We start from the raw sequence: 12,350 nt of genomic DNA, 5'->3' as shown, positions 1-12,350 counted from the left end.
CCTCAGTTCAGGTACTGGTTCAGCGAGCGGGACAGGAACTTCCCGTGCGACGTCGATCCCGAGAAACCGGAAGGCGACACCACGACGCGCCCACGGGACAGCACCGTGTGCACGCGGCCGGTGATCTCGAACCCCTCGTACGCCGAGTAGTCCACGTTCATGTGGTGCGTCTCCGCGGACAACGTCTGCGTCGCTTTCGGGTCGTAGATGACGATGTCCGCGTCCGAACCCGCCGCGATGACGCCCTTCTTGGGGTACAGGCCGAACATCCGGGCCGGCGTCGCCGAGCACGTCTCGACCCAGCGCCCGAGCGTCAGCTCACCGGCGACCACGCCCTGGTGCAGCAGGTCCATCCGGTGCTCGACGCCCGGCATCCCGTTCGGAATGGCCCGGAAGTCGCCGCGGCCGAGTTCCTTCTGGTCCTTGAAGCAGAACGGGCAGTGGTCGGTGGACACCACGGACAGGTCGTTGGTCCGCAGGCCGCGCCACAGGTCGGCCTGGTGCGACTTCTCGCGCAGCGGCGGCGAAGCGACGTACTTCGCGCCCTCGAAGTCCGGCTTGGCGAGGTCCTCGATGGACAGGTAGAGGTACTGCGGGCACGTCTCCGCGAAGACGTTCTGGCCGTCGTTGCGCGCCTCCGCCACGGCCGCCAGCGCTTGCGACGCCGAGAGGTGCACGATGTACAGCGGGGAACCGGTCACCTTCGCCAGCTGGATCGCGCGCGAGGTCGCCTCGCCCTCCAGCTCCGGCGGACGCGTCAAGCCGTGCTGGACGGGGTCGATCTTCCCGGCCGCGAACGCCTGCGCGGCCAGCTGGTCGATCGCGATGCCGTTCTCCGCGTGCATCATGATCGTGGCGCCGATTTCGCGTGCCTTCTGCATCGCGAGCAGGATTTCGCCGTCCGTGGAGTAGAACACCCCCGGGTAGGCCATGAACATCTTGAAGCTGCCGACGCCGCCGTCGACGCAGGCTTCCATCTCCTTCAGCGACTGGTCGTTGACGTCGCTGACGATCATGTGGAAGCCGTAGTCGATCGCGCAGTTGCCGTCGGCCTTCGCGTGCCACTTGTCCAGTGTGGACAGCAGGGACGTGCCCTTGGCCTGCACGGCGAAGTCGATGATCGTGGTCGTGCCGCCCCAGGCCGCCGCCGTGGTGCCGGTCGAGAAGCTGTCGACGGAGTGGGTGCCGCCGAACGGCATCTCCATGTGCGTGTGCGCGTCGATGCCGCCGGGCAGCACGTACTTGCCGGTGGCGTCGATCGTCTCGTCACCGGACAGCGTGCCGGGCGCCCCGACGGCGGCGATGGTCTCGCCGTCGACGAGGACGTCCGCGAGCAGCGCGCCCGATGGTGAAACGACCTGGCCACCCGTGATGAGCGTGGTCATCAGGCCTCCGTGAGGGGGCCGTAGGTGTCCGGGCGGCGGTCGCGGTAGAACGCCCACAGGTCCCGGACCTCGTCGAGCTGCGCCATGTCGAGGTCGCGCACGACGACCTCGTCTTCGGTGTCCGACGCGGCGTCGCCGATCAGCTGCCCGCGCGGGTCGGCGAAGTACGTCTGGCCGTAGAAGTCGTTGTCGCCCAGCGGTTCCTTGCCGACGCGGTTGATCGCGCCGACGAAGTACTCGTTCGCCACCGCGGCCGCCGGCTGCTCGAGCCGCCACAGGTACTGCGACAGGCCGCGGCTGGTCGCCGACGGGTTGAACACGATCTTCGCCCCGGCCAGGCCCAGCGCGCGCCAGCCCTCCGGGAAGTGCCGCTCGTAGCAGATGTAGACGCCGATGCGGCCCACGGCGGTGTCGAACACCGGGTAGCCCAGGTTGCCGGGCCGGAAGTAGAACTTCTCCCAGAACCCCTTGACCTGGGGGATGTGGTTCTTGCGGTGCTTGCCGAGGTACGTGCCGTCGGCGTCGATCACCGCGGCGGTGTTGTAGTACACGCCGGGCTGCTCGACCTCGTACATCGGCACGACGAGCACGACGCCGTGGCGCTCGGCCACCTCCTGCATGAGCTTGGTCGTCGGGCCGTCCGGGATGCCCTCGGTGTAGGAGTAGTAGTCGGTGTCCTGCACCTGGCAGAAGTACGGCCCGTAGAACAGTTCCTGGAGGCAGACGACCTGGGCGCCCTGCGAGGCGGCGGTGGCGATGTGGTCGACCGCCGCCTTGATCATGGACTCCTTGTCACCCGTCCACCGCTGCTGGATCAATCCGGCTCGGACGACGCTCACTTGCTTCCTCCTTGGTAGACGATGCGGACAGGGCGGCGAAGACGACGAACGCGCCGACGAAGCCGACCACCCAGTTGTAGTCGTAAAGGGGCTTGAGGAACGGGATCAGACCGGCGTCGGGGAACGGCCCGCCATACGCTCCGCCGACCGCCAAGACGGCTCCGACCAGCGTGGCGACCAGCGCGCGCCAGTTCCAGCCGCCGCTGAACCAGTACACCCCATCGGGTGTGTAGAGGTCCTTCAGCTTGAGCTTGGTGCGGGCGACCACCCAGTAGCCCGCGACGAGCACCCCGGCCACCGCGCCGAGCAGGCCGCCGTAGAAGCCGAGCCAGGCGAAGATGTAGATGTTCGGGTCGGAGTAGAGCCGCCACGGCTGGATGAGGATGCCGATGACGCCGGTGATGCCGCCGCCGACCGCGAACGTGATCTTCTTCGGGAAGGCGTTCGAGAAGTCGTAGGACGGGCTGACGACGTTGGCCGCCAGGTTCGCCGAGATCGTGGCCAGCACCAGCGCGACCAGCGCGACGACGACCACGATCGGGCTGGAGAACTTGTCGGCCAGCTGCGCCGGGTCCCAGATGTCCTCGCCGTAGAGGACGTGCCCGCCCGACGTGGTCAGGATGGCCACGATCGCGATGAACGTCATCGTGGTGGGCAGGCCGAGGACCTGGCCGCGGACCTGCTTGCGCTGGCTGCCGCCGAAGCGGGTGAAGTCCGGCATGTTGAGCGACAGCGTCGACCAGAACGCGATCATCGCCATCAGCGCCGGGGCGAACACCTTCCAGAAGTCCGGGCCCCAGCCGAGCTTGCCGCCGTCGGACAGGATCGGGCCGAGCCCGCCCGCCTTGACCAGCACGTACCCGAGCATGATCAGGAAGCCGACCGACACCAGCGGCGCCGTCCAGTTCTCGAACCGGCGGACCGCCTCCATGCCGCGCCAGATGATGAGCATCTGGCCGATCCAGAAGACCACGAAGGACAGCCACAGCGTCCAGTGCTGGCCGGCGACCACGGCCGAGTCGCGCCACCACGAGCCGAGCAGGCGCCCGAGGATGACGTAGATGGCCTCGCCGCCGACCCAGGTCTGGATGCCGAACCAGCCGCACGCGATGAACGCGCGCAGCAGCGCGGCCAGGTTCGCGCCACGCAAGCCGTAGAACGCGCGGGCGAACACCGGGAACGGGATGCCGTACTTCGTGCCGGCGTGGCTGTTGAGCAGCATCGGGACGAGCACGATCAGGTTGCCGATGGTGATCGTGATCAGCGCCTGCACCCAGTTCATGCCGAGGGCGATCAGCGACGCGGCCAGCGCGTAGCTGGGGATGTTGTGCGCCATCCCCATCCAGAGCGCGAAGTAGTTGTAGGTGGTCCAGGTCCGTTTTTCGATCGCGACGGGGGCCAGCTCCTCGTTGAAGAACCGGCTGCCTTCGAGAGACCCGACGTCGGCGGGGTCCAGTTCGACCCGGCCGTCGTCGTGCACGCGCTGGTCTGCGGGTGTCGGCGCCATTGCGGCATCCTGCGCGCCTGGTCATCGCCGGGGCAACGGCAGAGTGTTCACTCTTCCACGGCCTGGAGTGCAGTCTGTCGATTGCGCGAACGGGCTTCGGGGTGCATGACCTGCGTCACACATCCGGCCGTTACGAACCGGCAAAGCGGGTGAAACGTCTCCACAGGATCTCCACACTTCACGCGGACCGTCTCCACCGGGGGTGCATAGGGTCGTGGCCATGGAACTGGGTGGGCGGCGGGTGCTCGTCGTCGAGGACGACGGCACGATCGCCGCGTCGATCGCGGCCCGGCTGCGGGCCGAGGGGTTCACCGTGGACGTCGCGCACGACGGGCCGGCGGCGGTCGAGGCGGAGGCTGCGGCGGAGCCGGACCTCGTGGTGCTGGACGTGATGCTGCCGGGGTTCGACGGCCTGGAGGTCTGCCGCCGGATCCAGGGGCGGCGGCCGGTGCCGGTGCTCATGCTGACCGCGCGCGCCGACGAGACGGACATGCTGGTCGGGCTGGGCGTCGGCGCCGACGACTACCTGACGAAGCCGTTCTCGATGCGGGTGCTGACCGCGCGGGTGCACGCGCTGCTGCGGCGGGTCGAGCGCTCGTCGTCGGTCGCGGGCACCCGGATCGTGCTCGGCGACCTCGAGATCGACGTCGACCAGCGGCGCGTGGCCCGGGCAGGCGTCGCGGCGCAGCTGACGCCGATCGAGTTCGACCTGCTGGTGCACTTCGCCCGGCGGCCGCGGGCGGTCCAGCCGCGCGAACGGCTGCTGTCGGAGGTGTGGGACTGGGACGTCCACGGCACGTCCGCGGGCACCCGCGCGGTGGACAGCCACATCAAGGCGCTGCGGCGGAAGCTGGGGGCGGACCTGATCCGCACGGTGCACGGCGTCGGCTACGCGTTGGAGGCGGGATCGTGAACCTCGTGCCGCGGCCGCTCGACCGGATCCGGTCGATCAAGCTGAAGCTGGCGATCCTGATGGTCGCGTCCGGCGGCGTCGCGTTCGCGTTCTTCAACTGGCAGATCGGCTGGCTGCCGCCCAAGACGACGATCACCGCGATGGTGCTGGCCCTGGTGCTGTCCCAGGTGCTGGCCCACGGCATGACGCGCCCGCTGCGCGAGATGACGGCGGCGGCGCGCGCGATGGCGAAGGGCGACTACACGCGGCGGATCCGGGCGACCACGCGGGACGAGGTGGGCTCGCTCGCTTCGGCGTTCAACCAGATGGCCGGGGACCTCGGGGACGCGGACCGGCAGCGGCGCGAGCTGATCGCGAACGTGTCGCACGAGCTGCGGACGCCGATCACGGCGTTGAACGGCGTGCTGGAGAACCTCGTCGACGGCGTCGAGGACCCGGACCCGGCCACGTTGAAGACGGCCCTGCAGCAGACCGAGCGGCTGGCGACGCTGGTGGACGAGCTCCTCGACCTGTCGCGGCTGGACGCGGGGGCGATTCCGCTGCACAAGACGTCGTTCTCGCTGGCCGATCTGTTGTCGGAGGCGGTCTCCGAAGCGGCGCTGGTGCGCGGGGTGAGCTTCTCGGTGTCGGCGCCGGACGTCCAGGTGACCGCGGACCGCGGGCGGCTGTTCCAGGTGGTGGCGAACCTGCTGGAGAACGCGGTCCGGCACGGGCCCGCGGGCGGTTCGGTGCGCGTGCTGGGGGAGGTCCGGCCGGGCGAGGTGCGCATCGACGTGTGCGACGAGGGTCCGGGGATCGCGCCGGCGGATCGGGTCCGGGTGTTCGAGCGGTTCACCCGGGGTGAGCGGCCGTCCGGCGGTGGGACGGGGCTGGGGCTGGCGATCGCCAGGTGGGCGGTGGAGCTGCACGGGGGGACGATCGGGGTGGTCGATTCGTCGCCGGGGTCGCGGATCCGGGTGACCTTGCCGACCGGCTGACTTGGGGCCCGGGTCCCGGCCGCGTCGTTCGCCGGGGGATGTCATGAAAGGGTCGTTCATGTCGTCTGGCGAGGTGAACGACCCTTTCATGACATCGCGGACCGGCCTCACGGCGTCGCGAGTGGCGCCGGGCGGCAGCGCCGGAGTGTCTTGAATGAGTCATTCAGGACCTCCGAAGACCTGAATGACTCATTCAAGACCTTTGAGGTGGCGGTCGGCCTTGGATGTTTGCAAATGTGAATGTCAGGAGTGGGTGGAATGCCGAAGAACAGTGTGGGTGGGGCCGGGAAGCCCGGTGCGGGGAAGGGGGTGCCGCGGGGCAAGCGCCAGGTGACCGCGGGCGAGGGGGAGGGGGTTGGTGCTGCGGGAGACCGTGCGGACTCGGGAGCCGCTGGTGCTGCCGGGACCGGCGTGGGGGCCGGGAGTGCTGCTGGGACCGGCGTGGGGGCTGGGAGCGCTGCTGGAACCCGCGTGGGGGCTGGGAGCGTTGCCGGGACCGGCGTGGGGGCTGGGAGTGCTGCTGGGACCGGCGTGGGGGCTGGGAGCGCTGCCGGAACTGGCGTGACGGCGGGTAGCGCTGCCGGGACCGGCGTGGGGGCTGGGAGCGTTGCCGGGACCGGCGTGGGGGCTGGGAGCGCCGCTGGAACCCACGCGACGGCGGGAACTGCCGGCGCATGGGCCCAACCCGGCGGAAACGCCTGGGCCACCGGCATGGCCCCGGCATCCGGCGGCGTCGCCATCGCCGCCCCACCCGTCCTCCTCCAGCCCCTCCCGCCCCCGAAGTCCGCGACCGTCCCCCTGCCCCCAGCCGTCCTCCCCGCCGCCGCCGTCGCCGGGATCGCCGGCGCCCTCGTCCTCCCCGTGGACCGCCCCGGCATCGGCTGGCTGCTCGCCGCCCTCGCGGTCGCCGTCGCCGTGGCCGTCGCCAACCGAGGACGGCTCACCTGGACGAACGCCACCTGGGCCCTGCTGGCCCTCGCCCTCCTGAGCGTCGGGACCTTCCGCGCCTCGGGCTGGCTGTTCGCGCTCTGCGTACCGGCCGCCGTCGTGGCCGGGTCGCTGGCTGTCGTCGGGCCCCGGACCGTCCACAGTGTCCTCTACGACATGGTTGCGCTGCCCCTCGAAGCCCTCCGCGCGATCCCGTGGGCCGGTCGCGGTCTGGGGCGGTTCGCCGGACGCCGGGACGGCGTCGCCCGGCGGATCGCGCTCGCCGTGCTCGGAGCCGCCGTGCTCGTCGCCGTCTTCGTTCCGCTGCTCTCCAGTGCCGATGCCGCCTTCGCCGCCGTCGTCACCGCGGTGATCCCCGATCTCAGTCCCGCCGTGCTCGTGCGGTGGTGCGTGGTCTTCGCCGTCGTCGCGCTCCTCGTGGCCGGGGCGTGCTACTTCCTGGCCGCACCAGTACAAACGGCGAACACCGAGAGTCCGGAAAGGACCAAGTACGGTCTGGAGTGGACGGTCCCGCTCGTCGTCCTGATCGTGCTGTTCAGCGTCTTCGTCGCCGTCCGGCTGGTCGTGCTCTTCGGCGGCACCGAATACGTCCTGCGCACCAGCGGCCTGACGTCGGCGGAGTACGCGCGCAGCGGCTTCTGGCAGCTCTGCGCCGTCACCGTCCTCACGCTCGCCATCGTCGCCGCGGCGCTGCGGTGGGCGCCGAACAGCACGAAAGCCGATCGGCTCCGCCAGCGCGGCCTGCTCGGGGCGCTGAGCGCGTTGACCCTCGTGCTCGTCGGCTCGGCGCTCAGCCGGATGGGGACCTACCAGGAGGCGTACGGCTTCACCGTGCTGCGGCTGCTGGTCGAGGTCTGCGAACTGTGGTTCGGCGCCGTGTTCGTCCTCGTGCTGGTGTCGCTGGTCCGGCTGCGCCCGTCGTGGCTGCCGCGCGCCGCGATCGGGACGGCCGCCGTCGCGCTGCTCGGGCTCGCCGTGCTCGACCCGGAACGGCTCATCGCCGAAGCGAACCTCGATCGCGCCGCCGCCGGGAAGCCGCTGGACCACCGGTACCTGGCCGGGTTCTCCGCCGACGTCGTGCCGGTCGTCGAGGCGCGGCTGCCGGAACCGCTGCGCACCTGCGTGCTGCGGCAGGTGCTGGCCGGCGACACCGCGGACGGCTGGCCCGCCTGGAACCTCGCCCGCGCCTCGGCACGTGACGTACCTCTCGGGCGCTGCGGCTGAACCGGACCGGCCGGTCAGGCGTGGTTAACCACATGCGCGGAAGCCACCGGGCCGTCGTGGGGGCGGTCCGGCGGCTTCCGCGCGTCCGGGCTCAGAAGGCGAAGACGTCGTCCGAGTCGCGGTCGGCGGCGCAGCGGTTCGGGTACGTCTCGCGGAACGACACCGGCTTGCCGCGCCAGGTGCCGACGGCCGTGACGTCCACCGGCGCGTAGATCAGCGTGCAGGCCTGGTGCCGGGCGTTGATCTTCGAGAAGTCGCCGTCCACGCCCGCCAGCACCGCGCACGCCTTGGCGCGCTTCGGGTGCGTGCCGCCGGTCGGTTCGCACGTGAGCACCACCGAGCCGATCCGGTTCGCGGTGTCGTGGGTGGTCAGCTGCAGCGTCGACGCCGGGGGCTGCGCGGGGGCGAGGCAGCTCAGGCTCATCAGGCAGGCAGCGAAGGGGAGTAGGGCCATATCGGTGTCATCGGCAGCCCCGGGCCGATCACTGTGCTCCACGTCCGGGTGAGTCTTCTTCGCTCGGCCGGGTGAGGTCTGACGCCAGGAGGGCGACGTAGAGCGAGAGCATCGACTCCGGGTCCTCCAGCCGGACGCCGAGGACCTGCTCGATCCGGGCGAGCTGCTGGTAGTACGCCGTCCTCGACGTGTGCGCGGCCGCGGCCGCCGCCGACTTGTTGCCGCCCTGTTCGCAGTAGTGCCGCAGGGCCTGGACGAGCCGGCTGCCCGTGGCGGCGTCGCGCTGCAGCAGCGGACCCAGCTCCCGGTGCGCGAACGCCGTCACCCGCTCGTCGCCCGCCAGCAGGTGCAGCAGGCCGCGCAGCCGGACGTCGGACAGGCGGTGCACGACGCGCTCGTCACCCGCCCCGAGCGCGGCCGCCGCGACGTGCGCCGCCTCCTGCAGCGTCCGGTGCGCTTCGGCGGGCGACGACACCGTGGTGCCGACCGCCAGCACGCCGGGCGCACTGCCCCTGGCTTCGTGGACGTCGGTGGCGAGCCGGTGCAGCACGGCGTCGGCGTTGGCCTCCCGCGACAGCGCGAGCAGCGCCCGCACCCCGAGGTCGTCGGTCGCGACCAGCGCCGACACCTTCGCGCGGCGGGCCGCCAGCACCGTCGCCTCCGCCAGCTCGCGCAGCACCGGTGGCGTCGACAGCGCGGGGCGGCTGCCGGCCAACCGCGGCCGGACCGCCAGCCCGACCAGCTGCCGCCCGGTCAGCGGCACGGCGAGCGCCGAGGCCCGCGCCAGCAGCTCCGAGGACGGCGCCGGCGAGGCGAGCAGCTCGGTGAGCACCGCGCGGTGCGCCTGCCGTTCGAGACCGTCGGAATCCTTCGCGACCAGCCGGTGCACGGCCAGCGCGGACGCCGCCCGCTCGGCGACCACCCGGTGCCGGTGCGGCGGCTGGTCGGCGCAGACGAGGACCAGCCGGCCCCAGTCGTGCCCGCGCGCGCCGACCACGGTGACCAGCCAGCCCGACCCGGGGTGGTAGCCGGTCCGCTCGCCGACCTGCACCACCCGTGAGCGCGACGGCCAGCCGGTCAGCAGCTCGGCCGGGTCGGTGCCGGCCGCGTCGTAGGCGAGCAGCTCGTGCGACAGCGTCTCGAGCACCACGGGCAGCTCGGTGAGCCGGGCGACTTCGCCCAGCACGACGCCGGGTTCGGCGCCCGCGACGGTCAGCGCGGTGAACGTCTCGTGCACCCGCTCGGCGGCGCGCAGCTCGGCGACCTGGGCGTCGACGATCTGGCCGTTCACCGCCTCGGTGACGCTGACGAACCGCGTCTCGCGCGAAAGCGTGACCAGCGGCAGGCCGTGCTCCTCGGCCGCCTCGACCAGCGCGGCCGGCAGCTTGTCGCTCCAGTGCCGGACCAGCTCGATCACGACGCCGGCGGCACCGACCCCGGCCAGGTCGGCGACGTAGCGGGCGAGTGCCGGGCCGTCGTCGGGCAGCGCGACGCCGGTGGTCAGCACCAGCTCACCGCCGCGCAGCAGGTGCGCGATGTCGGCGACTTCGGCGACGTGCGCCCAGCGCACCGGCGCGTCCAGCCCGGCCGCGCCGGCGACGACGTGCGGGCGGCCCTGGCGCAGCACCGGCAGGGCGAGCGCCTCGGCGACGGTCGGGTACATGGCTCCTCGCGGTGATCGGCAGGGACAGACTGTACGGCCGGGAGGCAACTGGCGTACACGTTGCCGATGGCGTCCGCGTGGCGCCCGCCCGGAGACTCGGGTGGACGTCCCCCGAGCGAAGGAGCGAACCGCCGTGAGCGACCGCATCAGCCACTGGATCGACGGCAAGCCGTTCACCGGGACCCCCGCGCGCAGCGGCGACGTGTTCGACCCAGCCACCGGCCAGGTCCGCGCCCAGGTCGACTTCGCGGGCGACGCCGAGGTCGAAGCCGCCGTCGCCGCGGCCAAGGCGGCGCTGCCGGGCTGGCGCGGGACGTCGCTGGCGGGCCGGACGCGCGTGCTGTTCGCCTTCCGCGAGCTGCTCTCGGCCCGCAAGCACGAGCTGGCGAAGATCATCACGAGCGAGCACGGCAAGGTCGAGTCGGACGCGGCCGGGGAGATCGCCCGCGCGATCGAGAACGTCGAGTACGCGTGCGGCGCCGCCCAGCTGCTCAAGGGCGGCTTCAGCGAGAACGCCTCCACCGGCGTCGACGTCTACTCGATCGCCCAGCCGCTCGGCGTGGTCGGCGTGATCTCGCCGTTCAACTTCCCGGCCATGGTGCCGCTGTGGTTCGTCCCCAACGCGCTGGCCTGCGGCAACACCGTCGTGCTCAAGCCGAGCGAGAAGGACCCGTCGGCGGCGGTGTTCATCGCGGAGCTGTTCGCCGAAGCCGGGCTGCCCGCGGGCGCGCTCAACGTGCTGCACGGCGACAAGGCGGCGGTCGACGGGCTGCTGGAACACGCCGACGTCAAGGCGATCTCCTTCGTCGGGTCGACGCCGATCGCGCGCTACGTCTACGAAACCGGCACCCGGCACGGCAAGCGCGTCCAGGCGCTCGGCGGGGCCAAGAACCACATGGTCGTGCTGCCGGACGCCGACCTCGACCTCGCCGCCGACGCCGCGGTCTCGGCCGGGTTCGGCTCGGCGGGCGAGCGCTGCATGGCGGTGTCGGTGGTCGTCGCCGTCGACCCGGTCGGCGACGAACTGGTCGCGAAGATCACCGAGCGGATGTCCCGGCTGCGCGTCGGCGACGGCCGTGACCCGGAGTCCGAGATGGGCCCGCTGGTCACCAAGGCGCACCACGAGCGCGTGGTGTCCTATGTGGACGCGGGAGTCGAGTCCGGCGCGTCCCTCGTGGTGGACGGCCGGGGCATCGAGGTGGCCGGTGACGGCTTCTGGTTGGGCCCGACGCTGTTCGACCACGTCCGCCCGGAGATGTCGATCTACACCGACGAGATCTTCGGCCCGGTGCTTTCGGTCGCGCGCGCGGCGTCCTACGACGACGCGCTCGCCCTGATCAACGCGAACCCGTACGGCAACGGCACCGCCATCTTCACCGGCGACGGCGCCGCCGCGCGGAAGTTCCAGAACGAGGTCGAGGTCGGCATGGTCGGGGTCAACGTGCCGATCCCGGTCCCGGTCGGCTACTACTCCTTCGGCGGCTGGAAGGACTCGCTGTTCGGCGACAGCCACGCCTACGGGCCGGAAGGCTTCCACTTCTTCACCCGCACGAAGGTCGTGACGTCGCGGTGGCCGGACCGCTCGCACGCGGGCGTCAACCTGGGCTTCCCGCGCAACTCCTGAGCGCGGCCCGGCTCGCCTCGTCCGCCGGACGGCCGATCAGCAGCCGCTGACCGCTGTCCCGCAGCGGCACGAGGACCTCGAAGTCCACGGCGATCACCCCGGCGCCGGGGTGGCGCAGCACCTTGCCGGCCCGGCCGGTGCCCCGGACGTCCCGTTCGGCCCACAACCGCGCGAACTCCTCGTTGCCACCGGTGCATTCGGCGATGAGCGCGGTCAGCACCGGGTCGTCCGGGTGCGCGGCCCACGCGGCGCGCAGGTGGGCGATCCCTTCGCGCACCACGCGTTCGCGGTCGACGTAGTACTCGCGGATCTCCGGGTGCAGCAGGCACAGCCACATCGCGTTCCGCCGCGACGGCGGCAGCGTGCCGAAGTCCAGCAGCAGCCGCGCCATTTCGCCGTTCCAGGCCAGGATGTCGAAGCGGTGGTTCAGCAGCATGGCCGGGAGCGGCGACAAGTCGTCGACCAGCCGGGCGAGCGACGGCTCCGCGGTCGTGGCGGGCTCGCCGGTGCCGCGCGGCCGCTGCCGGGCCAGGTCGAAGAAGTAGGCGCGTTCGCCGTCGGTCAGCCGCAACGCCGCCGACAGCGCCTCCACCACGGCCGCCGACGGCCGCAGCCCGCGTGCCTGCTCCAGCCGCACGACGTAGTCGACGCTGACCCCGGCCAGTTCGGCGACCTCTTCGCGGCGCAGCCCCGGCGTCCGCCGCGACCGGCGGACGGGCAGGTCGAAGTCGCGCGGGTCCAGGCGTTCCCGCCGGGTCCGGAGGAACGCGGCCAGTTCCGCGGTGGCGGTGGTCATACCCGGGGTCAACCGGCAGG

Annotated in this window: 11 protein-coding genes; 5 read left to right on the top strand and 6 right to left on the bottom strand. The window is 71.8% G+C overall.

Features of this window, described 5'->3' with window-relative positions:
• Positions 1-2 precede the first annotated feature (2 nt).
• From hydA to EIY87_RS37625, 3 genes are read right to left on the bottom strand one after another with little or no spacing between them, the layout of a single operon-like run.
• Complete coding sequence (hydA, locus tag EIY87_RS37635; protein ID WP_125314707.1) at positions 3-1,385, bottom strand: dihydropyrimidinase; 1,383 nt, start codon at positions 1,383-1,385, stop codon at positions 3-5.
• A complete protein-coding gene (locus EIY87_RS37630; protein ID WP_249027179.1) occupies positions 1,385-2,167 on the bottom strand; it encodes a nitrilase-related carbon-nitrogen hydrolase in 783 nt (260 codons plus the stop codon). Before EIY87_RS37630 ends, hydA begins: the two co-directional genes overlap by 1 nt.
• A 10-nt stretch (positions 2,168-2,177) precedes the next feature.
• Entirely contained in the window at positions 2,178-3,731 is a 1,554-nt protein-coding gene (locus tag EIY87_RS37625; RefSeq protein WP_125314706.1) for an NCS1 family nucleobase:cation symporter-1, read from the bottom strand.
• 241 nt (positions 3,732-3,972) lie between these two features.
• Here EIY87_RS37625 and EIY87_RS37620 point away from each other — a divergent pair, with 241 nt between their 5' ends.
• The 4 genes from EIY87_RS37620 to EIY87_RS37605 all read left to right on the top strand — a co-directional run bounded on the left by EIY87_RS37620 (position 3,973) and on the right by EIY87_RS37605 (position 7,793).
• Positions 3,973-4,644 carry a response regulator transcription factor gene (locus EIY87_RS37620; RefSeq protein WP_318531917.1) on the top strand — a complete coding sequence of 224 codons (672 nt, stop codon included), beginning with the start codon at positions 3,973-3,975 and terminating at the stop codon, positions 4,642-4,644.
• A complete protein-coding gene (locus tag EIY87_RS37615; protein ID WP_125314704.1) occupies positions 4,641-5,621 on the top strand; it encodes a HAMP domain-containing sensor histidine kinase in 981 nt (326 codons plus the stop codon). The genes EIY87_RS37620 and EIY87_RS37615 overlap by 4 nt, the downstream gene beginning before the upstream one ends.
• 358 nt (positions 5,622-5,979) lie before the next feature.
• Positions 5,980-6,186 (top strand): hypothetical protein, encoded by a 207-nt coding sequence (locus EIY87_RS37610; RefSeq protein ID WP_125314703.1) that lies wholly within the window; start codon positions 5,980-5,982, stop codon positions 6,184-6,186.
• A gap of 146 nt (positions 6,187-6,332) precedes the next feature.
• Entirely contained in the window at positions 6,333-7,793 is a 1,461-nt protein-coding gene (locus tag EIY87_RS37605; protein WP_125314702.1) for a DUF4153 domain-containing protein, read from the top strand.
• Positions 7,794-7,884: 91 nt separating this feature from the next.
• On the opposite strand, the gene EIY87_RS37600 is transcribed toward EIY87_RS37605, so the two are convergent.
• Positions 7,885-8,217, bottom strand: a complete 333-nt coding sequence (locus EIY87_RS37600; RefSeq protein ID WP_191984410.1) for an SSI family serine proteinase inhibitor — start codon at positions 8,215-8,217, stop codon at positions 7,885-7,887.
• A gap of 58 nt (positions 8,218-8,275) precedes the next feature.
• Positions 8,276-9,910: a PucR family transcriptional regulator gene (locus EIY87_RS37595; RefSeq protein WP_125314701.1), complete on the bottom strand. Its 1,635-nt coding sequence runs from the start codon at positions 9,908-9,910 to the stop codon at positions 8,276-8,278.
• A 133-nt stretch (positions 9,911-10,043) separates the two neighbouring features.
• On the opposite strand from EIY87_RS37595, the gene EIY87_RS37590 reads away from it, so the two are divergent.
• Complete coding sequence (locus tag EIY87_RS37590) at positions 10,044-11,534, top strand: CoA-acylating methylmalonate-semialdehyde dehydrogenase (protein WP_125314700.1); 1,491 nt, start codon at positions 10,044-10,046, stop codon at positions 11,532-11,534.
• On the opposite strand, the gene EIY87_RS37585 is transcribed toward EIY87_RS37590, so the two are convergent.
• The gene (locus EIY87_RS37585) at positions 11,506-12,330 is read right to left on the bottom strand and encodes a helix-turn-helix transcriptional regulator (protein WP_125314699.1); all 825 of its coding nucleotides are present in this window, start codon (positions 12,328-12,330) and stop codon (positions 11,506-11,508) included. The two genes, EIY87_RS37590 and EIY87_RS37585, sit on opposite strands and share 29 nt — an antisense overlap.
• Between the last annotated feature and the right edge of the window lie 20 nt (positions 12,331-12,350).

Origin of the sequence: Amycolatopsis eburnea (genome assembly GCF_003937945.1) — a bacterium.
Taxonomy (GTDB): Bacteria; Actinomycetota; Actinomycetes; order Mycobacteriales; family Pseudonocardiaceae; genus Amycolatopsis; species Amycolatopsis eburnea.
This window is presented reverse-complemented; position numbering and strand designations above follow the sequence as displayed.